Below are 21,330 nucleotides of genomic sequence, written 5' to 3' on the forward strand. Positions count from 1 at the left end.
GGACGTGGTCGCCGAGTCGGCAGTGCCTCGCGCGAGCCGTTCAGCCCGGGACGGCGGTGCATGTCGTGCGTCCCGTGGGGTGGCGGGTGGCCGCCCAACGGCGGCCACCCCTTGCACTCCGTTTTGATCAATCGGCACGTTCATCGCCGACCACCGCCCCGGCGGCTGGTCGTATCTAGCGACGTGACCGTCAGCGCTCGCGTCAGTACGTGCGCTGCGATCAGGTCCGGCACTGCGAGCACGACGGCCAGCAATTTCGGATTGCCGGGGTGCGTGATCACCAGCCACTGAATGCCGACGAACGCCGCACCCATCAGCAGAACGCGTGCGACGAGCGAGACCACACGGGCCGAAGCGCGGGCCGCGTCGGCGGCGCGGCGTGCCTTACGCGCACCGAGTCGCCATACCACGGACCAGACGATTAGGGCGCCAATTCCCGCGAGGATCTGTGTTGATGTCAGGTTGAGCGTCATCGCTGCTCACCGCCGTCAGCCTCGCTGCGATGGGCGAGCCATGCCCGGTGCACTTCGCGTCGGTCGGCGTCGGCGAGTGCGCCCCACACCCCAACCGTGTCGGCACCCGCCGCCCGCAGTTCGAGCTCAAGGCACTCGTCGATCACTGGGCATCCGGCGCACATCCGGGCTGCCAATTCCCTGTCCGGCGTGTCCTCGCCGGACAGTTCCGGAATCTCGGACCGGTCGAACGCCCAGAAGCACAGCCCGTCTCGGGTGACGACCTCGGCCAGCGCGTCGTCCGGCACATCGGCGTACCGGTCTAGTTGTGCGGCAATCTCCTCATAATCATCTCGGTTCACCACGACGCACCCCCGCTCAACCGCGCGGCCTCCTGCGCCTTACGGCGTTTGGCAATCAGGTCGGCGATGTCGACGCAGCCCCCGGACGCGGTTACCTCAGCGACCAGTTCGGCGAGGGCAGCAGCGGGAACGACATAGCGAGTGCGGATGCGTACAGCCGGGAAGGCGTCGTCTCGGATGGCGCGATACAGCGTCACCGGATTGACCCGGAGAACGCGTGCTGCTTCCCCGACGGTATAGAACGTCGGAACGGCGTTCTGGTTGGTATCCATCGGTAGATCCTTTGAATCGAAGTCTTATTTAAATCCTCAATTAGGGATAATTTCATCCCAACAAGGCAAGAAGGTGCCTTAACGCGCCCAAGTGGGCGCGGAGTGTCAGCCGCGGAATCGTCCTCCGCGCTACTCTCGCCTTTGAGGCGGAGCGCGGAGGAATACGTGTCGGAAGACTGGGCGGCAGTCGCGAGAGCTATCAATCAGCGCATGGCTGACCTTGGCCTCAGCCAGCGCGAACTCATCGCGAGATCGCAGGTGTCCAAAGCGACGGTCCGGGAAATCCAGCACAACCGCGCGCAGCGACGCCGCAGTGAACGCACGCTTGAAGCGCTGTCGCTTGCTCTTGAGCTGCACGCGGGTCATCTGGCTGCGGTGCTGGCAGGGCGCCGTCCGCCGGAGCCGGGCGAGCCGGCGCCGCGAGGGGACGACGATATCCCGGGCCGACTTGCTGTCATTGAGCACCAGTTGCGGGAGATAACCGACCGGCTTCGCGAAATGAACGGCGTGACCGAGCGGCTGGACGAAATTCAGAAGAGTGTCTCGACTGTGGTCGATCACGTTTCGGTGGTTCGCGAGCAGCGTCGTCGTTAGGGGGTTCGGGTGGCTTTCGTTCATGCCTCACAGTCAACGCCGAATTCTTTGCCCAAACGATGCATGACTAGTGCAGGTTCGATGCAACGCCAGTGCATCGGCAGTGCACTTATTGCATTTGAAGGGTTTCGGCCGTGGAATTCGTGAGCGCTTGGACGGGGCGAACGGCCTGCTCGCTGCAAGCGGCCCTGCGCATGAGCAACGAAGCGTTTGCGAGGCATCTGGGCGTCGCGGTCAGGACTGTTGCCTCCTGGCATGCGAAGCCAGACGTCAAGCCGCGGCAGGAGATGCAAGATCTTCTGGACACGGCGTTTGACCGCGCGTCCAGTTCGGCAAAAGCTCGCTTTAAGCGCCTCATCGAGCCTGAAACCGATGAGGCTGCTCGGTCGGACGCGAGCGGTGAGCAGGCGCAGGCGCTTCGCGTTGCGATAGCCGTTGTCGTGGACGGTTCTCAGGTGCTCATGGTCTGTCGGCGTGGCGAGGACGGCGGCGGCATCTCGTGGCAGTTTCCAGCAGGCATGGTCAAGCCTGGTGTTGCACCCGAGGCGGTCGCGATCAGGGAAACCTTGGCCGAAACCGGCGTCCACTGTGCGATCGTGTGCAAGCTGGGCAGCCGCCTGCATCCGATCACGCACGTTCAGGCGGAGTACCTGCTCTGCGAGTACCTGACCGGCGAGGCACGGAACATGGATGTTCTGGAGAATGTTAACGTGGCTTGGGTAGAGAAAGCCGAACTGACGCGTTTTATCCCAGCGGATAGAATTTTTCCGCCGATTTTGGAAGCCTTGGAGGTATCGGAATGACCGAGGACTCGGCCGCAGTTGAGAAGAAGTCAATCTCCGCGGCCATCATTGTCCGCGATGGCCGTGTGCTTCTCGTTCGGCGACGCGTCAAGGAAGGCAGCTTGTCGTGGCAGTTCCCCGCTGGCGAGGTCGAAGAGGGCGAGAGCGCCAGCGACGCGGCGGTGCGAGAGACGCGCGAGGAGACCGGTCTGGAGGTCACTGCGTCTTCCGTTCTCGGCGAGCGGGTTCACCCGAACACTGGCCGGACGATGATCTACGTCGCGTGCGAGTCCGGCGGTGGCGAGGCCAGCGTGGTCGATGACGAGGAACTTGACGAGGTCGCGTGGTCGAGCCGCGCGGAGTTGACTGACTATGTCCCGTACCCGTTCTACGGTCCGGTTCAGGACCACCTGGACAAGACGTTGTCCGACTAGGGCGTTGCACAGAGCGGCCCGCCCTGCCAGGACCAGCCCGGTTGGCGGGCCGCTTGCCGCGCTGACTAGTACAGGACGTCGCCGAGGCGGTCACGAACTACGTCGGAGTGCAGCAGCCCCGGAATCGGGATGCCGCCAATGCTCTCGCGTGTGCTCGCAACGTCTGAGGGAGAGCCCGACGGCAGGCTGTCCAGCAAATCGATGGCCCGCCGTGCCCACTCGCCAGCGGTATCGAAGTGGCGAGTCCCGTTGACGTCCTCGTTCCGGTATCGAAACGCGAGTGCGTAAGCAGTCTCGGCGGCTGCGCGTTTGTTCGTGGCGCGCTCTGCCTCGAACTCTGCCTCCAGCTCTGCCAGCGTGGCCTGGCTCTCTACTTCGCGCGCCATCGGTGCGCCCCGTCCGTCAGTAGGCGAGCTTTTCGGCCAGCGTCTCGTAGTTGAACTGTTCGGACGCGTCGAACCAAAGCTCGACCTCGTACTTGGCCTCTTCCGAGTTGCCGGACGCATGCACCAGGTTCATCACGGCCTTGCCGCTGACTTCGGACGATGCTTTGGTCTGGTGCGCGTAGTCGCCGCGCACTGTGCCTGGCGCGGCGTCGCTCGGGAACGTGCCACCGATGATTTTCCGGACCTTCGCGACCGCATCGACGCCTTCGAGCGCGAGCGCGATGACCGGGCCGGACTGCATGAACTCAGCCGTGGTGTTGTAAACCGCCGAACCGGCGCGCTCTTCGAGGTCGAAGTAGTGCTTCCGCGTGAACTCGGCGTCCATGTGCTTCATCTTGACGCCGACGACCTTGAGCGCGGCGTCCTCGAAGCGCGCGAGGATGCGGCCCGCTAGTCCGCGGACAAGGGCGTCGGGCTTGAGCAGGACAAGGGACCGCTCAACGCCGAGGTCCGACGAGTCAGCCATGGGTCGCTCCTTCCGTCGTGGTCGTGCGCGGATCGTACCGATCCGCATGCTCGCCGTCACCGGCACGAACGCTTCTTTGCGGTTCAGCTTGCCTCGGGCACGATGGGTCGGTGACGACCTTGACCGACACCAGTGCGCAGACGGGTACTGAGTTGCTTTACCTGTCCGTGGACCTTGGCAATCGTCCGAGCCTTGAGGCTTTCAACAGCAACCTGAGTGCATTGTTGACACTTGGCCGATTCGCCGTTCAGATGGAGCCTTCGTACCCGGAGCGGGAGCGCCTGACGGCGACCAGGGCGGATCGCCTTACTGTGGTGCGGACGTCACTGGCAAGTCCCTGGGTTACGGTGCTGTCGGAGCTGGCGCGAAATTCAGGTCCGCTTGCTTACGGAACAGCAACTCTTATCGCATTGCATCGTCTGCTGAATCTAGTGATGCGGTGGCAGAAACATCGTCAGGATGTCGCTGAGCGGGAAGTGCATATAGAACAGTTGCGGTTGCTTCTGGATGAGGAGCGTCGGCGTTTTCGTTATGTTTCTCCTGAGGCGAGGAAGTCGAGGGAAAACCCGCGACCGGCGCACCGTGCCGACGAGCGGCCAACCCCGGCAGACGAATCTTCGCCGGACGTCAACGCTGCGACGTTGGCTGCTGTAGCAGCGCGCAGACTGGGGGAAATCCAGGCTGCGGAGTTGATCCGGCCGGATGACCCGCGCGCTATGCAGTGAGGGACGCGCATCTCATCCTATAGCTAATGCCTACCGCTCAGAACTGATTACGTTGGGTGATGGCCTTCGCGTGTAAGCGATGCGTTGACGTCGGAGAAACGAGGGTCCTGATGTGTAGCTATCCGTGTTGCGAACTGGGGTTAACTGCGGTGTCTCTGGCACGTGTGGCTACGGTGCCGGAACCTGAGATGCCTGGTAGAAGTCATAGTGATGAAGGTCACAGACACTCGTAATGAATAGATCGGGGGTTCGATTCCCCCAGGCGGCTCCGCAGGTCAGGCCCCATCCGAAGCAGTTCGGATGGGGCCTGACTCGTGTGTTGGGTGACTAAGCGCGTGGCTACAGTGGTTGGCCGAAGAAGAAATTTCCGTAGGTTCACCCATCTAGGGGAAAGACTCGTCCGCAAAGGCTCGCATCGAACTCGACCGCTTCGGGGCCTGGCTGCCCTGGAACACTCGTCAAACGTCGCTTCGGAGGCGTGAGTCAAAGAGGCCAACTGGACAGGCCAAAGTAAATGCATGTGCAATTACCTCTGTAGGCGCGGTTGCTGGTCGCTGCTTCGTTAAGTCAACTCCTGGACCGGCCACCCCGGGGCTCCAATCGCGGTCGGCTTGTCTGCTGTCACGGTTCGTAATCCCTGAGGCGTGAGGCGGGCGCTTACGTGCCTGTCAGGACGCAAGGAGATGACCGGTGGACATGTTCGGGACATCACGTCGAGCGTGCTGTTCAGAGCTTGTGGAGCTCGCCCTGGTGCGGTGGGGTGCCTGCGATGGCGGTCCTCGCGCTCGTCGGCGTCTTCATGTTCCGCGTGCTCGCGCTCGAACTGAAGGCTCCGGAGATGGTCCAGGCGGCATCCGGGTTCGTGAAGTCGCTCCTCGGAGAGGGGGCCGCACGCGTGAGGGCTTGAAGTAATAGAAGGCTCCGCCTTATCGCTCGAAGACGCGCCTTCTGGCGATCGGGGACGGTGACGGCTCGGGCGAGTTGAGGCGGTCCGGCTAGGCCGAGCTAGCTTCAGTCGCAGTGGGCTGTAGGGGCGTGGTGGTAATCAAGGGGGAGCGGAGTGAGTAGCAGTGAGATCGTGTTGGACGGTCTTAGGATTTGGAATCAGGCGAAATCGACGGCTCGGGAGAAATTTTCGAATGTTTCCGTTATGGCGTCCAATGAGTCCATCCTTTTTCTATCTGTACTAAATGCATGATTCTGTATCGCCTTAGGGTGTGACGGTGCGACTCCGTGTAGCTCAGAAGCGAGAGGGTTAACGCAAAAATTGCGTATCCGAGCGCTATATACTTTACAATGGGCATTACGCTAATTGCGGGAATTAGTGTAATGCTGATGGCGAAAATACCTGCAAAGAGAAACTGAAAGGACTGTATTAGTCGCCTGTTCGCGTACGCGGTCGTCTCGATCATGTATGCTTGTAGCTCCTTTGTGTCGCCGGAGATTCGTGATGCGAAAGCTCTTTCGATCTCATCCTTCCCGGTTCTTCGTTGTCGGTATTTCAAGCTCACTCGGGAAAGAATGTTTTGAAATTGAGGTGTCAGGAGATTTACTGCAAGCGCGATTGGTATCGATAAACCCAAGCCTAGCCAGAAAGACAGGGTGCCATCCAAATGTTCCTCCAGGTAGTGTGAGCGGTGTTGCTTAAGACTAGTCGGCCCGTCGGGTTCGGCTGCTTAGCGACACGGCGTGTCCTCTAGCCAGGACAAGGAATCGCACGCTTGTTCTGCGGTGCAGGCATCCGGAGTCGAGAAGCCAGCCGTGGAGGCTTGCGGGCCGCCTCGCGTCGCTGGCTATTGCGGCCGATCATGCCGCGCGCAGAGGGCAGCGTCATCTAGGAGCGAGGCGAGACGTCTGAGATGTCAACGCCGTCACCCTGTCTAGCATGAACCGCGGGTTTCGATGTGACAGCTGAGTGGCACCGTTGGCGGAGTATATTCCACTGCTACTGTTTCTCTCCGGTCTCTGAGCGGCGAAAAGAGGAATGGCCGTGATCCCCACTCCTCAGTGTTCCAGCCTTTTGGTCTGAGGGCAGGTTCAAGGACTGCAGAGGCGCATGTCACGGCCCTACAGTCAAGGCCAACAAGTAATGAATTCCACCCGTAATGAATAGGTCGGGGGTTCGATTCCCCCAGGCGGCTCCGCAGGTCAGGCCCCATCCGAAGCAGTTCGGATGGGGCCTGACTCGTCTTTGGACGGGGATCCTGGCTTTCGCCGAATTCACCCGTTAGGGGAGCCGCTCCGTTCGGCGAGCAGTTCCAGCCCGCCAGAGCTGAGCCGCAGGACTGACGGGACCAGTTCCGTGGTCTCGTAGCGCGAAGCGAGCACCTGCTCCCGGATGATTTCCGCCGGGCGGGAACCCTCCCTGGCGACATGCAGCTCGTCCGGGCAGGGCAGGCCGACGATCAGGTCTCCTGTCCCGAGGTGCGGCGACAACCGCGCGTGCAGATCGGGCAGTGCGAGCGCGGACGCCGCCAGCTTGTTCTCCCTGGCGAGCGAGACCAGTACCTCCTCGCCGGAACTGCGGACCTCGAACTTCAGCCCGCGGGCGAGGCAGCCGAACCCGACGTCGAACAGTTTCTCGAGCGGCGCGCCCATCTGCTCCTGCTCGTGCCGGGTGATGTGCTGCATCCCGATCTTGCCCTCGGGAGTCCGCGACACCACCGCGAGCGCGACCGACAACTTGCCGGGCACGAGCGGTTGGTACGGCAGCGCTTCGAGCAGCCCGGCGCGCGGTGAGGACGCGCTCCAGAGGATCGGCAGTATCTCCTCGGTGCTCTCCTCTTTTTGCGCCATCACTGTGCGGGCGTCGGCGAACGCGCGCTCCCACTCACCGGGAGCGGGCCGGGCGAAGCTGTAGGTGCACTCGGCCTTCCGGAAATTCTTGGCCATGAATTTCTGGTCGGCCGCCGACGGCTGCCATTCGCTGTACACGGCCAAAACCGCGGACCCGCGCACCTTGTGCTGCTGGCGGACGATTGCCCACGCCTGCTCGACAGCGTCCTCGGCCTGGGTGGGGCCGCTGGCCAGCATCGGTTCGGGCAAGCCTTTGATTCGGAAGACGACGAGGTTCTGGGAAACGTCATCGTTCATCGGATTCCCCTGGGGGAAAAGGATCTTCGCATGCTTCTTAGCTACCACAACCGGCGCGCAGTCCGGCGAGGCTGAAGGAGAGCGTGCGCCGCCACGCGTCCGGTTTGGACTCGACCGTCTCGCGCACGATCAGCGCGTTCGTGAAGATCAGCAGCAGCAGATCCTCGGACGTGACATCGGCCCGCAGCGTCCCCGCCCGCTGTGCGCGTTCGAGCAACTGGACCGACTTCGCGAGTTCGGCCGTGCATCGCGCGGTCAGTTCGGGCGCGTCCTGGAGCTGACGGCTGATCGCGTCCCGGAACGCGGGGTCGTCGGCTTGCTGCTCGCACAGCACGGTCACGTAGGTGACGAACGATTCCCACGGGTCGTCGATCGCCTCCGCCCGGCGCATCGCCTCGTTCATGCGTTCGGCGACCAGCTCGGGCATCACCGCGTCGATTAGCGCTTCCCGTCCGCCGAAGCGGTTGTAGAGAGTTCCGGCGCTGACGCCCGCCCGCTGTGCGATCTCCTCCAGCGGCACCGCCAAACCCTTCTCCCGGAAGGCTTCCGCCGCCGCGGCGAGAAGCCGTTCCTGGTTGCGGCGGGCGTCTCGGCGCAGCGTGGGCTTCCCCTCCGTTTTCACCAGGTCATCGTAGGTCCGGGCGAGAAAGTTGACAACGGTCTCAAATTGGCACCAAAGTTGAGACCGTCATCAACTTATGGAGGTTCCGTGTCGAAAACCCTGGTCCTGCTTGGTGCGGGCACCGGTCTTGGTCCCGCGATCGCCCGGCGCTTCGGCCGCGAGGGATTCCGGGTCGCGCTCGTCGCGCGCAATCGCGAACGCCTCGCCGCCTTGGCTGATCAACTCGGCGCGGAGGGCATCGAAGCCGCGGCGTTTCCCGCGGATCTGGCGCGTCCGGTGGAGATTCCGGCGCTGATCGACGCGATTCGGCACCGCTTCGCGCGGATTGACGTGGTGTTGTACGCGCCGTTGGATCTGAATGGATTCACGCCCGCTGCCGACTTGACCACCGCGACCGCGCAGCAGCTCCTCGACCTGTATTTCCTCACCCCGATCGCCTTGGTCCAGGCCGTGCTGGGGGAACTGCGCGACCGCGGGGAGGGCAGCGTTTTGATCAGCCAGAGCGTCTCGGCCACCCAGCCCGCTCCCGTTCTCAGCGGCATCGGCCCGGCGATGGCCGCGACCCGCAACTACCTCCAGAGCCTGGCGGCGGAAATCGCGCCCGACGGTGTGCACGCGGCAACGCTTCAGATCGGAGCGATGATCCGCGGGAGTGCCGTCCACGCCGCGTTGCTGTCCGGTGCTCTCGAACCCAATACGGAGTTCCCGGAGATCGACCCGGCCGACATCGCCGAGACGCTGTGGGAGTTGCACGCTAAGCGCGACACTTCCGACCTTCAGCTTCCCTGAGGCTTCACTTGGCGGGGGCGGCCGATTCCGGGATCGGCTCGCCGACGCCGGTGGTCAGCAACGCGTGCAGGCTCGTGTTGACGCAGCTCGTCCAGCCTCGCGAGCATTCGGTGTAGCAAGCCTGGTCCGGAGTGAGGCCGTGATGCGTGAAGCGCACTGTCGTCCCGCCCGGGCCCGGCGTGATGTCGAAGCTCATCCGGGTGTCGGTCCACTCGTCGGGCTGGTCGGTGAAGGCGACGTACGCGTCCTCGACGTGCCAGGCGACCCGGCGGCCGGGAACGAGTTCGGTGACGCGGATCCGGGTCGACGGGATTCCCTTGTCCACAAAGGAAAACGCGTCGCCGACCGCGGTCGCGGTGCCGGTGATCGTCTTGCTGAACCAGCCGCGGACGTCGGTGACCGCGGCGAAGACCTCCTCGGGAGTGCGGTCGACGGTCAGTTCCGTGGTGAAGGAGTTCATCGCGCGTCCTTTCGAGGGGATAATGCAACTGAATGGTTGCGACATTATGGCAACCGTCCGATTGCGTCAATGGGGTGTGGTTGCCTAGGCTCGGCCCGGAAGGAGCACGGCATGGGGTTTCCCGACCGCATCGAGCGGACGGTCGAGCTGGCGCAGCCGCCTGCGACGGTCTGGACGGCGTTGACCACGGCCGACGGCCTGCGCGCCTGGTTCGGCGACGAGGCCGAGATCGACCTGCGCCCAGGCGGACTTGGGCGGGTGGCGTGGATCGGCGACCGCAGTGCCGAGATCCGGGTCGAGCGCGTCGAGGAGGCCTCCGTGTTCGGCTTCACCTGGCAGGTCGACGGGATGCCGGAGGACGACCCGCGGCGCACGTACGTCGAGTTCACCCTGCGGGCGCGCGACGGCGGGACCCAGCTCACGGTGGTCGAATCCGGGTTCGCGCAGCTGCCGGACAGCCAGTACCCGGCCACCTATCGCTCGCACGTCGAAGGCTGGGCACGCGAACTCGACGAGCTGGCGGCCAGTCTCGATGCCGGCTGAGTCCGAAGCGGTCGCCGAGCAGGTTTTCGCCGCGCTCGCCGATCCGACCCGGCGTGCGATCCTCGCCGAGCTGGCCGCGCGCGGGCCGGCGACGGCGACGGATCTCGCGGCCCGGCTGCCGATCACGCGGCAGGCGATCGCCAAGCATCTCGGCCTGCTGTCCGACGCCGGGCTGGTCGCCGCAGAACCCGGTGAGCGCCGCCGGGTACGGTACCGGCTCGATTCCGCGCCGATGCGGGTCGCGCAGCAGTTCCTCGCCGCGCTCGCGCGGGACTGGGACGGTCCGCTCGCCGCGTTGCGGGCTCATCTCGACCGCGAAGAATGACCCGCGATTTCACTCATCTGAGGGACGGAGTCGGCCGACTGGCTGGCAGCAAGGGCCGGAAGAACGAGGGCAGGGCGGGCCGGTCTCGGTTGACTGGAAGCCATGAACAGCGTGCGGAACAAGGCGGTACTGGCCGCGACCGGAATCGCGGCGCTGGCCACGGTCGCGTCGTGCGGCCTCGGCTCCTCGATCGAGGAGAAGTCGAACGGCCACGTGAAGGCGGTTTCCTACGACACCGGAAAACAGGGCAAGGCCAACCCGGACGCCCGGCTTCCGTCGTGGGTGCCCGACGACGCGAAGTCGGTCACCGAGCTGATCCGCACCACCGGTTCGGAGCGGATCCTGCGCTACCAACCAGGTCCTTCCGGCCTTCCGTCCCTGTGCAAGCCAGGAAAGGCCGAGGCGAAATCCCCGACGCTCACCGCGGATTGGTGGCCCGCGGGCGAGCACAAGCGGACGGACAAGGACTGCGGCGGCTGGCACGTCGCGGTCGAGAACGACGGCGTGTACGGGTATCAGGCTGAAACGGTGGCCAACGCGGACAAATAACAGTGGCCGCCCCGGAAAACCGGGGCGGCCACTGTCTGTCCTCTGTGGTCAGTTGGCGGGCGGGGTCAGCTTCAGCACCGTCGCGGTGGCTTGCCCGCGCGGGGTGCGGTAGCTGATTTCCTCGCCTGCCTTGGCCTTCGACAGCGCGATGCCGAGCGGGCTGTCCGAGGTGATCGCGTCCGCGTCCTCGCCGGGAAGGGTCACCACGGTGAACTCTTCCTCGTCACCGTCGGAAAAACGCAGCGAAACGCGCGTGCCGTCCGGAAGCAGCGAGCTGTCGTACGCGCCGTGCTCCAGCTTCGCGGTGACGTCGGCGATCTGCCGGTCCAGTCGCGCCGCTGCCTCGGCGCGGTCGATCACGTCCGCCTGGTCGGCGGCGTCCCCCGTGCGTTCCTGCTCGCCCGGCTGCGGCGACAGCGCCTCCCGTTGCGCACGCAGGTCCGCGATTTCCTTTTCCAGCTGACGGCGCGCCGCCTCGCTGAGCCCCTTGTCCCCTGAGATCACCATGCCGGGCATTGTCCGCTGCGCGGACCGGGGTGGCCAATCCGGTTTTTCACCCGCCGGAAGACGTTGGGACGACTGGCCTAGGATTCAGGGCTGCCGTCCTGACAAACGTAACGAGGATCACCGTGAGCGCCGTGCCTGGCCGCAGCACCCAGCTGTCGCCCAACCAATTGCAGAAGCAGGAACAGATCGTCGAAGCGGCTCGCAAGGTCCTCGCCCGCGAAGGACTCGGCGGCTGCACGGTACGCGCGATCGCGGAGGCCGGACCGCTCACCAAGAGCGCGATCCACTACTACTTCGCCGACATCGACGTGCTCATCGACCGGGCGATGGCCGCGCACATCAACACTTTCGCGGCGGATCTGCGCAAGGTCGCGGACAAGCACGCCGACCCGCGCAAACGGCTTTTCGCGGTGACCGAGGCCTACCTCGCCGAGTTCGCCGACCATCCGCGCGGCGCGTTCCTCTGGTTCGAGTACTGGATCGCCGCCGGCCGGGCGCAGCATCCGCAGGCGATCGACGCCATGCTCACCTCGATCACCGAACTGCTCGTCGAACTCCTCGTTCCGCTCGACGTCGACGACCCGCGCGCCCGTGCCCGTTCGCTGCTGAGCTACCTGCTCGGCGCGGTGGTGCAGCAGCGGGTCCGGCCGAGGTCGTCCGCGAGCCTCCGCGGCGACATCGAGGCGCTCTGCTTCGCCGGGTACCGCTGACGCCGCTTAGGCTCCCGGCATGCCTTTGTTCTCCTTGGACGGCGTCAGCCCGCAGGTCCACCCGGACGCCTGGATCGCCCCCACCGCCACCCTGATCGGCAACGTGACCGTCGAGAAGGACGCTTCGGTCTGGTACGGCGCGGTGATCCGCGCGGACTTCGGCCCGATCGTCATCCGCGAGGGCGCGAACATCCAGGACAACTCGGTGATCCACTCCGGACCCGAGACGACCGAGGTCGGCCGCAACGTCACCGTCGGGCACCAGTGCCTCGTGCACGACTGCACGGTCGGCGAACAGGCGTTGATCGGCAACGGTTCCACGGTCCTCGACCGCGCGGTGATCGGACCGCGCGCGTTCGTCGCCGCGGGGTCGACGGTCACGCCGGGCACCGAGGTCCCGGCGGAGACGATCGCGATGGGCAGCCCGGCGAAGAAGTTCGTGGAACTCACCGATTCCGCGCGGGTGTGGGTCGACCACAACGCGGCGGTCTACCAAGAACTCGCGCGGCGGCATCGCGGCGGCCTCGAGCAGGTCTGAGCGCTTTCCCGAGGACCGGACGCGGGCTGGTGCGGTGCACTAAACTTCGTCCCGCAGCAGCGACTGGCGCCATTCAAGAGGTGGAGCACCACCGGGGAGCGACGACGAGGCCGGCACCGCGCGCCTGGGTGAGGGCCACTGCAGAGCCGGAGTACGCCATGACACACCAGCCCGCCTTGTCCGCACTGTCCTCGGCGGATCCGCGGATCGCCGGTCTCGTCGAGGACGAGGCCAAACGCCAGCACGACAAGATCCGCCTGATCGCGTCCGAGAACTACGTTTCGCAGGCGGTGCTCGAGGCCACCGGCAGCGTGCTCACCAACAAGTACTCCGAGGGCTATGCCGGCAAGCGCTACTACGAGGGCCAGCAGTTCATCGACCAGGTCGAGCAGGTGGCGATCGAGCGCGCGAAGGCGGTTTTCGGCGCGGACCACGCGAACGTCCAGCCGTACTCCGGCTCCCCGGCCAACCTCGCGGTGTACCTGGCGTTCGCCAAGCCGGACGACACCGTGCTCGGCATGGCGCTGCCCGACGGCGGCCACCTCACGCACGGCTGGAGCGTGTCCGCCACCGGCAAGTGGTTCACGCCGGTCCGCTACGGCGTCCGCAAGGAAACCGGCCGCGTCGACCTCGACCAGGTCCGCGACCTCGCCCGCCAGCACCGGCCGAAGCTGATCTTCGCGGGCGGCACGGCCATTCCGCGCACCATCGACTTCCCGGCGTTCGCCGAGATCGCCCGCGAGGTCGACGCCGTGCTGGTCGCCGACATCGCGCACATCGCCGGCCTGATCGCGGGCGGCGCGCACCCGTCGCCGGTCGGCCACGCGCAGGTCATCACCACGACCACGCACAAGACGCTGCGCGGCCCGCGCGGCGCGATGATCCTTTCCGACGCCGACCACGCCAAGGCTGTCGACAAGGCGGTGTTCCCCGGCCTGCAGGGCGGCCCGCACAACCACACGACGGCCGCCATCGCCGTCGCGCTGGGGGAGGCGCAGCAGCCGTCGTTCTCCGACTACGCGCACACGATCGTGGCGAACGCCAAGGCGCTGGCCGAAGCGCTGGTCGAGCGCGGCTACGACCTGGTGTCCGGCGGCACGGACAACCACCTGCTCTTGATCGACCTGACGAACAAGGCGGTGCCCGGCAAGCCCGCCGCGCAGGCGCTGGACCGGGCGGGCATCGAGCTGAACTACAACACCGTGCCGTTCGACCCGCGCAAGCCGTTCGACCCGTCCGGCATCCGGCTGGGCACGTCGGCGATCACCACGCGCGGGCTCAAGCCCGAGCACCAGGTGCAGGTCGCGGACTGGATCGACCGGACCGTGACCGCCGCGGCGGCGCAGCAGGACGGTGCGCTCGACGCGATCGCGGCGGAGATTCGCGAGTTCCTGCAGCCGTTCCCGATTCCGGGCTACGCCGAGTGAGGTCGTGAGTGGCGATCGCGGTTCTCACCGTGATCGCCACTCACGAGTTGTTGAGCCGAGCCGCTTGCCTGATCAAGTGCTCGCGCTCGGCTAGGTTCGGTGCCTTCTCCGCCGCCTCCCTGTACAGCCGCGCGGCCGTGGCCAGGTCTCCGTCGCGTTCGTGCAGGTACGCCGCTACCGCGTGATGCCGCGGCAGCTTGTCGTCCAATTCGGCGAGAGCTTTCAGCCCAGCGCGAGGTCCGTCCGCCTCGCCGACCGCGACCGCCCGGTTCAGCCGGACGATCGGACTGTCGGTCAGGGCGAGAAGCTCGTCGTACCACTCGACGATCTGCACCCAGTCGGTTTCCTCCGCCGCGAGAGCGTCGGCGTGCAGCGCGGCGATGGCGGCTTGGGCCTGGTACTCGCCGAGCTGGTCGCGGGCCAGCGCCGCCTGCAGGATGTCGACGCCCTCGGCGATCAGCCGGGTGTCCCAAGCGCCGCGATCCTGTTCGGCAAGCGGCACGAGGCTGCCGTCCGGCGTCGTCCGCGCGGCCCGGCGCGCGTGGTGCAGCAGCATCAACGCGAGCAGCCCGGCCACTTCCGGATGGTCGAATCCCGCCGCGAGCTGCCGGGTGAGCCGGATGGCTTCGGCGGCGACGTCGAGTTCGCCGGAGTAGCCCTCGTTGAACACCAGATACAGCACGCGCAGCACGGTCGCGACATCGCCGGGCGCGTCGAACCGCACGCCGGACACCGTCTTCTTGGCCCGGCTGATCCGTTGCGCCATTGTCGCTTCCGGCACCAGGTACGCCTGCGCGATCTGCTTCGTGGTCAACCCGCCGACCGCGCGCAAGGTGAGCGCGACGGCCGACGACGGCGTCAAAGACGGGTGTGCGCACAGGAAATACAGCTGGAGCGAATCGTCCACTGCGGACGCCGGGCCGGGCCGCGGCTCGGCGTCGATCGCCACTTCCCGGCCCCGGCGCGAGGATTCCGACCGCGTGGCGTCGAGGAACCGCCGCCACGCGGCCGCGATGAGCCACGCCTTCGGGTCGCGCGGCGGATCTTCCCGCCACGCGTCCAGTGCGCGGATCAACGCTTCCTGCACGGCATCCTCGGCCGACGCGAAATCCGCTCCGCGCCGGACGAGGATGCCGATCACCGCGGGCACGAGTTCCCGCAGCAGTTCGTCGTTCACTCGGTCACCGAGGGCGTCACGCCGTAGAACGGGCGCAGTTCGAGCCACTCGTGGATCGGCTTGCTGTCCGCGCCGGGCGCCGCGGACAGCTCGCCGGCCAGTTCGACCGCGCGCTCGTAGCTGTCGACGTCGATGATCATCCAGCCCGCGATGACGTCCTTGGTCTCGGCGAACGGACCGTCGGTGACCGGCGGGCGGCCCTCGCCGTCGTAGCGGACCCACGCCCCTTCCGGCGACAGCGCCTGCTCGCTGACGAACTCGCCGGTCTCCACGAGCCGGTCCGCGAAGTCGCGCATGTACTGGATGTGGGCGGTGACCTCCTCGGGCGTCCACTGGTCCATGGGGACGTTGTTCACCGAGGCCGGCGCGCCGCGGTAGTGCTTGAGCAGCAGGTACTTGGCCATTGTGGTTCTCCTCCGTGCTGGTGACGGCTCGCTGCCGTCACGTTCGCGCCAGGGACGGAGCCGGTCGTCCGTTCTCGACATCGCCGGGCAAGAGATTAGCGTCACACGATATTTGGTTGATGAATGCAAGCTTTTCGGGAACAGTTGTGGCGAGCAAGTAGTTGAGGGATACAAGCAAGTACCCCGGCACTGAGGGAGACCACCATGAGCGACACCGCCACTGCGGAAGGGGGCGCCACCACGAACGGACGGCTTTCACACCGGCAGATCCTCACGGTTCTGTCCGGACTGATGCTCGGCATGTTCCTGGCGGCCCTCGACCAGACCATCGTGTCCTCGGCGATGAAGACCATCGCCGACGAACTGCACGGACAGAGCCTGCAGGCCTGGGCCACCACCGCCTACCTGATCACCGCGACGCTTTCCACGCCGCTGTACGGCAAGCTGTCCGACCTCTTCGGCCGCAAGCCGATGTACCTGACCGCGATCTCGCTGTTCCTCGCCGGTTCGCTGGCGAGCGCGATGGCCGGATCGATGTACGAACTGGCCGCGTTCCGCGCGTTCCAGGGCCTCGGCGCGGGCGGTCTGATGTCGCTCGCGCTGGCGATCATCACCGACATCACCTCGCCGCGGGAACGCAGCCGCTACCAGGGCTACTTCATGGCCGTCTTCGGCGTTTCGAGCGTCGCGGGCCCGGTCGTCGGCGGGTTCTTCGCCGGACTCGACTCGTTCGCCGGCCTCACCGGCTGGCGCTGGGTGTTCATGGTGAACGTCCCGATCGCGCTCGCCGCGCTGGTCGTCGTGAGCAAGGTGCTGAACCTCCCGCACACCCGCGTCGACCAGAAGGTCGACTTCCTCGGAGCCGGCGCGCTGACGCTGGGCCTCGTGCCGCTGCTGCTCGTCGCCGAGCAGGGCCGCGAATGGGGATGGGGTTCGCCCGCGTCGCTGGCGATGTACCTGGTCGGCGCGCTCGGCGTGGTGCTGTTCATCCTGCAGGAACGCCGGATGGGCGACGCCGCCCTGCTGCCGCTGCGGCTGTTCGGAAACGGGGTGTTCCGGGTGTCGACGCTGGTCACCGTGATCCAGGGCATCGGGATGTTCGGCGCGATGATGTCGCTGCCGCTGTACCTGCAGATCGTGAAGGGCGCGACGCCGACCCAGGCCGGGCTGCAGATGCTGCCGCTCACCCTCGGGATCATGGTCGCGAGCCTCGGCAGCGGACGGATCATCGCCCGCACCGGCCGGTACAAGGGCTTCGCGGTCGCCGGACTCGGCCTGATGGCTGCGGCGGTGTTCTCGTTCTCGATGATCGGCGTGGACACCGCGCTCGGCGTGGTCATGGCCATCGCGTTCGTGCTCGGACTGGGCCTCGGCTCGACCATGCAGACGCTGACCCTGGCCGCCACGAACGACGTCTCGCCCCGCGACATCGGCGTCGCGACCTCGTCGGTCACCTTCTTCCGGCAGATCGGCGGCACGGCGGGCACCGCGGTGTTCCTGTCGATCCTGTTCAGCACGGTCGGCGACCGGATCGCGGCGGCAGTGCGCTCGGCGATGGCCTCCCCGGCCTACACCGCGGCGCTGGCGCAGCACCCGGAGTTCGCGCGGCAGCTGGCGGGCGGCGGCCTCGACGTGAACGACACATCGTTCCTGTCGACGCTCGACCCGGTGCTCGCCCGGCCGATCCTGGAAGGGTTCTCCAGCTCGATGAGCACGGTGTTCCTGATCGGCGGCGCGGTGCTGACCGTCGGGTTCGCGCTGGTCTGGCTGCTGCGGGAGAAGCCGCTCTCGGACAAGTCGGCGATGGAGCAGCGCGCCGAGCAGGAAGCGGGCGAACTGGCCCTCGCGGGCTGATCGGGAAGTAAAAAAGGGCCGTCCACCAGGCAGGTGGACGGCCCTTTTTCGGGTGGCTCAGTGGTGCGCTTCGCCGTTGATCTCTTCCTTGGCGAGGCGGTCCGTCTCCCGCTCGTAGGAGCGGGCGATCTCGGCCTCGGCCTCGGCGCGGCTCACCCAGGACGAGCCCTCGACGCTCTTGCCCGGCTCGAGGTCCTTGTAGACCTCGAAGAAGTGCTGGATCTCGAGCTTGTGGAACTCGTTCAGGTGGTGGATGTCGCGCAGGTGCTCGAGGCGCGGGTCGTTCGTCGGGACGGCGAGGACCTTGTCGTCCGGGCCCTTCTCGTCGGTCATCCGGAACATGCCGATCGCGCGGCAGCGGATCAGGCAGCCGGGGAAGGTCGGCTCCTGGACCAGCACGAGCACGTCGAGCGGGTCGCCGTCCTGGCCGAGCGTGTCGTCGATGAAGCCGTAGTCGGCCGGGTACTGGGTCGCGGTGAACAGGGTCCGGTCGAGCTTGATCCGACCGGTCTTGTGATCGACCTCGTACTTGTTGCGCTCCCCCTTGGGGATTTCGATCGTGACGTCGAATTCCACGGCCGTCCTCGCTGCTTCTTGACTCTCGGTGTCCCACGCGCTCGTGGGCGGCAACCTAATGACCTCGTTGACGTCACTAGTGTGGACTACGCCCCGTCGGCGGGTCGCGCCGATGTCGGCCAGACGGCATGTGACCTTGGCCCCTCCGGGGGCGGGTGAGAAGGAGTGGTGGGTGCCGGAAAACGACCAGCCGAGGTGGCCCACGGGCGACGAGGACACCTCGTCCCAGGCGGACCGGGCGACCTCCCGCCTTCCCCTGCCCAAGCGCGACGCGGGAGCCACCGCGCAGCTTTCCGTGCCGAACGTCACACCGGGCGACGGGCCGGGATCGTGGTTCCGGCCGAACGTCCCGCCCGAGGAGGTCCCCGGCCTCAACGCGCCCTCGGACGCTCCCGCCGCGCCGCCGGAACCGCCCCGGTCGAACCTCGCGGACCGGATGAGCGGCACCTCGGTGCCCGCGTCGTCCGGTCGCGCTGAGGAGCCGAAACCGCAGGCGCCGTGGGTGCCGGTGGAGGGGCCGACCCGGTTCGTGGCCGGGGTGCCGCGACCTGGGGACAACGCCGGTCGTCCGGATGCCGAGGCGACCGTTCAGTCGTCGACGGTCGGTTCCGCCGAGGGGGCGGCGGAGAAGACTTTCCAGGTTTCGCAGCAGCAGCGGAGGCCCTCGGCGGAGGGGGTCGCGGAGCGGACGGTCCGCGCGCAGCCGAACGTTTCGCCTGGTCAGCAGCAGGATTCCGCGCCCGCGTGGCAGGCCGCGCGGAAACCGGGGAACTCGCTGTTCGAGCCCGCTGGAGCTGGCTCTGGTTCTGGGGCTTCCGGCGACGGGCAGGGGTGGAATCCGTTCCAGTCCAGTCAGCCTGGTCAATCCAGTCAGTCGGGTCAGTCCAGTCAGTCGGGTCAGCCCGCTGGGACGGGCGAGCCCGCCGGGAAGCCGGGGCAGTTCGCCGCGTTCCGGGACGAAACGCCGGGAACTGGCGACAACAGCCAGGGCTGGGCGGCGTTCCGCCCGATCGTCGCGCGGGACGAACAGGGGGAGGAACCGCCCAAGGAGGGCTGGGGCGCGTTCCGCAGCGACTCCGGCTCCGGCGAATCCGGTGCCGCCGGCCAGTCCGGTCAGGCGCAGTCCGGTCGGGGTGACGCTGGTGCTCAGCCGGGTCGTGGCGGGGACGACCGGACTGGTTTCCGGAGCGAATCCGGTGGCTCAGGCCAGGCGCAGTCCGGCCGAACCGGCGAGGAGTCGCAGGAGAACTGGACCGGCTTCCGAGGCGAATCCGGCCCGGTCCCAGGGTCCGCCGCCGCGCGGCTCAACCCTGGCCAGTCTGGTCGTGCCGAGTCCCAGGAAAACTGGGCGGCCAACCAGGGTCAGTCCGGCCGAGCCGGGAACGAGTCCCGGGAGAACTGGGCCGCCAGCTCCAACCAGGGGCCGTCCAGCCGTGCCGGAGACGAGTCGCAGGCGAGCCGGAACGAGTCCGGATCCGAACCGTGGTCGCAGCAGATCGAAATCCCGGTCCGCCCCGGGCTGCCCGAACCGCAGCCCGGCACCGTCCCGCCCGCGGGCGCTGGGCACGTGCGGCCGATGCGGATCGATCCGGCCGGTGGTCAGTTCCCGGCGGAGGCGACCGTCGGGATTCCGCGTCCGCCCGAGGGCTTCCTGAACCAGGGGCCGTCCGAGGCGACCGTCGGCATTCCCGCGCAGGCCGAAGGCTTCGCGGAACGCCCAGGTCCGGAGCAGATTCAGCCGCGCAATGCCGCGGAGCAGTACCCGCCGGAGCCGCCTGCTGGCGCCGGACCGGTCCCGCCCGCGGACGACGCGCCTCGGCCTGAGGGGAAGAAGCCGCGCCGGAAGGCGCTGATCCTGGCGCTCGTCGTGCTGCTCCTGCTGGCCGCCGCGGGTGGCGCGTCGGCCGTGCCCGCCGTGTCGAACCGGCTCGGGTTGCCGTGGGCGCCGAACGCGCCGAAGGGCAGCGAACCCGACCCCTCCGACGCCAGCCTCGCGCTGCACGGCCCGGACACCTCCGCACAGGGACCGTCCGCGAACGGGGTCGGCTCGAAGTTGTCCGGTCCCGCCGGTGCGGCAGCGCTTTCCCAGCTCAGCGGCAGTGTGATCGACCCGGCCAGCGGCACCGTGCTGTGGGACCACGCGTCGAACACCCCGCTGACCCCGGCGTCGACCACGAAGATCCTCACCGTCTCCGCGGCGCTGCTCGCGATGGAGCCGACGAAGCGGATCTCCACCAAGATCGTCCAGGGCGCGCAGCCGGGCACGGTCGTCATCGTCGGCGGCGGCGACCCGTCGCTCACCGCGCTGCCGGTCGGCACCGATTCGCCGCTCTACCCGGGCGCGGCGCACGTCGACGACCTCGTCAACCAGGTCAAGAAGGCAGGCGGCAACGTCACGAAGGTCCAGCTCGACGCGAGCGCCTTCAGCGGTCCGAACACCGCGCCGGGCTGGGAACCGGGCGACGCGCCGTCGCTGTACGGCGCTCCGATCGTCCCGGCCATGACCGACGGCGGACGCGGCAACCCGAAGGTCGACGAGACCATGCGTTCGGGCAACCCGGGTACCGCGCTCACGCAGCTCGTCGCGGACAAGCTCGGCGCGAGCCCGGCCGGTGCCGCCAAGGCTCCGGACGGCGCGAAGGTGCTCGGCGAAGTCCAGTCGGCTCCGCTGCCGGATCTCGCGTACGCGCTGCTGCAGATCTCCGACAACGTGCTCGCAGACTCGCTCGGCCGCCAGGTCGCGATGGCCACCGGCGGGGAAGCGTCGTTCGCCGGTGCCTCCGCGGCGGTGAAGAAGGTGTTGGCGGACCACGGTTTCGACGTCAACGGCCTTCAGCTGTTCGACACGAGTGGACTGTCCAATCAGAACAAGGTGCCCGCCAGGCTGCTGGCGCAGGTGCTCGCCGCGGCGGCCGGTCCGGACGGCAAGGACCCGAACACGCCGAAGCTGCGTCCGCTGCTGGCTGGCCTGCCGGTCGCGGGCAGCCCGGAAGGCACGCTGCACGGCCGGTACCACTCGGGTGAGACCCAGGGCGGCAAGGGCTGGGTGCGGGCCAAGACCGGCACGCTCACCGGCGTCAACACCCTCGCGGGGTATGTGCTCGACAGCGACAACCGCGTGCTCGCCTTCGCGTTCATGTCCAACGGCTCGGAGAAGAATTCGGGACAGGCGGCGCTCGATGTGCTGGCGACGGCCTTGCGGGGCTGCGGCTGCAAGTAGCCC

Annotated in this window: 26 protein-coding genes; 14 read left to right on the top strand and 12 right to left on the bottom strand. The window is 67.0% G+C overall.

The window, feature by feature from the left end:
- Nucleotides 1–140 precede the first annotated feature (140 nt).
- The 3 genes from ACFORO_RS16695 to ACFORO_RS16705 are packed head-to-tail and all read right to left on the bottom strand — an operon-like array spanning nt 141 to nt 1,086.
- Nucleotides 141–473: a hypothetical protein gene (locus ACFORO_RS16695; protein WP_377873616.1), complete on the bottom strand. Its 333-nt coding sequence runs from the start codon at nt 471–473 to the stop codon at nt 141–143.
- A complete protein-coding gene (locus tag ACFORO_RS16700; protein ID WP_377873615.1) occupies nt 470–814 on the bottom strand; it encodes a WhiB family transcriptional regulator in 345 nt (114 codons plus the stop codon). Before ACFORO_RS16700 ends, ACFORO_RS16695 begins: the two co-directional genes overlap by 4 nt.
- Entirely contained in the window at nt 811–1,086 is a 276-nt protein-coding gene (locus tag ACFORO_RS16705; RefSeq protein WP_377873614.1) for a helix-turn-helix domain-containing protein, read from the bottom strand. Before ACFORO_RS16705 ends, ACFORO_RS16700 begins: the two co-directional genes overlap by 4 nt.
- 165 nt (nt 1,087–1,251) lie before the next feature.
- Between ACFORO_RS16705 and ACFORO_RS16710 the strand changes: the two genes are divergently transcribed.
- The 3 genes from ACFORO_RS16710 to ACFORO_RS16720 all read left to right on the top strand — a co-directional run bounded on the left by ACFORO_RS16710 (nt 1,252) and on the right by ACFORO_RS16720 (nt 2,896).
- Nucleotides 1,252–1,680: a transcriptional regulator gene (locus ACFORO_RS16710; RefSeq protein WP_167756343.1), complete on the top strand. Its 429-nt coding sequence runs from the start codon at nt 1,252–1,254 to the stop codon at nt 1,678–1,680.
- A gap of 194 nt (nt 1,681–1,874) precedes the next feature.
- Nucleotides 1,875–2,483 carry an NUDIX hydrolase gene (locus tag ACFORO_RS16715; protein ID WP_377873613.1) on the top strand — a complete coding sequence of 203 codons (609 nt, stop codon included), beginning with the start codon at nt 1,875–1,877 and terminating at the stop codon, nt 2,481–2,483.
- On the top strand, nt 2,480–2,896 hold the full coding sequence (locus tag ACFORO_RS16720; protein WP_377873612.1) for an NUDIX hydrolase: 417 nt from the start codon (nt 2,480–2,482) through the stop codon (nt 2,894–2,896). Before ACFORO_RS16715 ends, ACFORO_RS16720 begins: the two co-directional genes overlap by 4 nt.
- Before the next feature lie 65 nt (nt 2,897–2,961).
- Here the strand turns inward: ACFORO_RS16720 and ACFORO_RS16725 are convergent, their stop codons facing one another.
- A complete protein-coding gene (locus ACFORO_RS16725; protein ID WP_377873611.1) occupies nt 2,962–3,282 on the bottom strand; it encodes a hypothetical protein in 321 nt (106 codons plus the stop codon).
- A gap of 16 nt (nt 3,283–3,298) precedes the next feature.
- Nucleotides 3,299–3,808, bottom strand: coding sequence for a nucleoside-diphosphate kinase (locus ACFORO_RS16730; RefSeq protein ID WP_377873610.1), 510 nt, complete (start codon nt 3,806–3,808; stop codon nt 3,299–3,301).
- 110 nt (nt 3,809–3,918) lie between these two features.
- Here ACFORO_RS16730 and ACFORO_RS16735 point away from each other — a divergent pair, with 110 nt between their 5' ends.
- On the top strand, nt 3,919–4,533 hold the full coding sequence (locus ACFORO_RS16735; RefSeq protein WP_377873609.1) for a hypothetical protein: 615 nt from the start codon (nt 3,919–3,921) through the stop codon (nt 4,531–4,533).
- A gap of 769 nt (nt 4,534–5,302) precedes the next feature.
- Nucleotides 5,303–5,440 (top strand): hypothetical protein, encoded by a 138-nt coding sequence (locus tag ACFORO_RS16740; RefSeq protein ID WP_377873608.1) that lies wholly within the window; start codon nt 5,303–5,305, stop codon nt 5,438–5,440.
- A gap of 1,313 nt (nt 5,441–6,753) precedes the next feature.
- Here the strand turns inward: ACFORO_RS16740 and ACFORO_RS16745 are convergent.
- Nucleotides 6,754–7,626, bottom strand: a complete 873-nt coding sequence (locus ACFORO_RS16745) for a hypothetical protein (protein ID WP_377873607.1) — start codon at nt 7,624–7,626, stop codon at nt 6,754–6,756.
- A gap of 37 nt (nt 7,627–7,663) precedes the next feature.
- On the bottom strand, nt 7,664–8,248 hold the full coding sequence (locus ACFORO_RS16750) for a TetR/AcrR family transcriptional regulator (RefSeq protein ID WP_377873606.1): 585 nt from the start codon (nt 8,246–8,248) through the stop codon (nt 7,664–7,666).
- An 87-nt stretch (nt 8,249–8,335) separates the two neighbouring features.
- On the opposite strand from ACFORO_RS16750, the gene ACFORO_RS16755 reads away from it, so the two are divergent.
- A complete protein-coding gene (locus tag ACFORO_RS16755) occupies nt 8,336–9,037 on the top strand; it encodes an SDR family NAD(P)-dependent oxidoreductase (protein ID WP_377873605.1) in 702 nt (233 codons plus the stop codon).
- A 4-nt stretch (nt 9,038–9,041) separates the two neighbouring features.
- Here ACFORO_RS16755 and ACFORO_RS16760 read toward each other — a convergent pair whose 3' ends face one another.
- Nucleotides 9,042–9,497: an SRPBCC family protein gene (locus ACFORO_RS16760; RefSeq protein ID WP_377873604.1), complete on the bottom strand. Its 456-nt coding sequence runs from the start codon at nt 9,495–9,497 to the stop codon at nt 9,042–9,044.
- Between the two features lie 111 nt (nt 9,498–9,608).
- Between ACFORO_RS16760 and ACFORO_RS16765 the strand changes: the two genes are divergently transcribed.
- The 3 genes from ACFORO_RS16765 to ACFORO_RS16775 all read left to right on the top strand — a co-directional run bounded on the left by ACFORO_RS16765 (nt 9,609) and on the right by ACFORO_RS16775 (nt 10,914).
- Complete coding sequence (locus ACFORO_RS16765; protein ID WP_354749697.1) at nt 9,609–10,040, top strand: SRPBCC domain-containing protein; 432 nt, start codon at nt 9,609–9,611, stop codon at nt 10,038–10,040.
- Nucleotides 10,030–10,365 carry an ArsR/SmtB family transcription factor gene (locus ACFORO_RS16770; protein WP_354749695.1) on the top strand — a complete coding sequence of 112 codons (336 nt, stop codon included), beginning with the start codon at nt 10,030–10,032 and terminating at the stop codon, nt 10,363–10,365. Before ACFORO_RS16765 ends, ACFORO_RS16770 begins: the two co-directional genes overlap by 11 nt.
- A 102-nt stretch (nt 10,366–10,467) precedes the next feature.
- The gene (locus ACFORO_RS16775) at nt 10,468–10,914 is read left to right on the top strand and encodes a hypothetical protein (RefSeq protein WP_354749693.1); all 447 of its coding nucleotides are present in this window, start codon (nt 10,468–10,470) and stop codon (nt 10,912–10,914) included.
- Nucleotides 10,915–10,962: 48 nt separating this feature from the next.
- Here the strand turns inward: ACFORO_RS16775 and ACFORO_RS16780 are convergent, their stop codons facing one another.
- A complete protein-coding gene (locus ACFORO_RS16780) occupies nt 10,963–11,421 on the bottom strand; it encodes a GreA/GreB family elongation factor (RefSeq protein ID WP_344265572.1) in 459 nt (152 codons plus the stop codon).
- Between the two features lie 122 nt (nt 11,422–11,543).
- On the opposite strand from ACFORO_RS16780, the gene ACFORO_RS16785 reads away from it, so the two are divergent.
- The 3 genes from ACFORO_RS16785 to ACFORO_RS16795 all read left to right on the top strand — a co-directional run bounded on the left by ACFORO_RS16785 (nt 11,544) and on the right by ACFORO_RS16795 (nt 14,096).
- The gene (locus tag ACFORO_RS16785) at nt 11,544–12,131 is read left to right on the top strand and encodes a TetR/AcrR family transcriptional regulator (RefSeq protein WP_354749690.1); all 588 of its coding nucleotides are present in this window, start codon (nt 11,544–11,546) and stop codon (nt 12,129–12,131) included.
- 19 nt (nt 12,132–12,150) lie between these two features.
- Nucleotides 12,151–12,669: a gamma carbonic anhydrase family protein gene (locus ACFORO_RS16790; protein ID WP_377873603.1), complete on the top strand. Its 519-nt coding sequence runs from the start codon at nt 12,151–12,153 to the stop codon at nt 12,667–12,669.
- A gap of 158 nt (nt 12,670–12,827) precedes the next feature.
- Nucleotides 12,828–14,096: a serine hydroxymethyltransferase gene (locus ACFORO_RS16795; RefSeq protein WP_377873602.1), complete on the top strand. Its 1,269-nt coding sequence runs from the start codon at nt 12,828–12,830 to the stop codon at nt 14,094–14,096.
- Nucleotides 14,097–14,136: 40 nt separating this feature from the next.
- Here the strand turns inward: ACFORO_RS16795 and ACFORO_RS16800 are convergent, their stop codons facing one another.
- Together ACFORO_RS16800 and ACFORO_RS16805 are read right to left on the bottom strand one after the other, a co-directional pair.
- Nucleotides 14,137–15,273 (bottom strand): RNA polymerase sigma factor, encoded by a 1,137-nt coding sequence (locus tag ACFORO_RS16800; RefSeq protein ID WP_377873601.1) that lies wholly within the window; start codon nt 15,271–15,273, stop codon nt 14,137–14,139.
- Nucleotides 15,270–15,677: a YciI family protein gene (locus ACFORO_RS16805; protein ID WP_354749683.1), complete on the bottom strand. Its 408-nt coding sequence runs from the start codon at nt 15,675–15,677 to the stop codon at nt 15,270–15,272. The genes ACFORO_RS16800 and ACFORO_RS16805 overlap by 4 nt, the downstream gene beginning before the upstream one ends.
- 204 nt (nt 15,678–15,881) lie before the next feature.
- On the opposite strand from ACFORO_RS16805, the gene ACFORO_RS16810 reads away from it, so the two are divergent.
- Nucleotides 15,882–17,531, top strand: coding sequence for an MDR family MFS transporter (locus ACFORO_RS16810; protein ID WP_354749681.1), 1,650 nt, complete (start codon nt 15,882–15,884; stop codon nt 17,529–17,531).
- A gap of 57 nt (nt 17,532–17,588) precedes the next feature.
- Here ACFORO_RS16810 and ACFORO_RS16815 read toward each other — a convergent pair whose 3' ends face one another.
- Entirely contained in the window at nt 17,589–18,107 is a 519-nt protein-coding gene (locus ACFORO_RS16815) for an inorganic diphosphatase (RefSeq protein WP_020664239.1), read from the bottom strand.
- Between the two features lie 172 nt (nt 18,108–18,279).
- On the opposite strand from ACFORO_RS16815, the gene dacB reads away from it, so the two are divergent.
- The gene (gene dacB / locus ACFORO_RS16820; protein WP_377873600.1) at nt 18,280–21,327 is read left to right on the top strand and encodes a D-alanyl-D-alanine carboxypeptidase/D-alanyl-D-alanine endopeptidase; all 3,048 of its coding nucleotides are present in this window, start codon (nt 18,280–18,282) and stop codon (nt 21,325–21,327) included.
- The last annotated feature ends 3 nt before the right edge of the window (nt 21,328–21,330 follow it).

Source organism: Amycolatopsis halotolerans (assembly GCF_042647905.1).
GTDB lineage: Bacteria > Actinomycetota > Actinomycetes > Mycobacteriales > Pseudonocardiaceae > Amycolatopsis > Amycolatopsis halotolerans.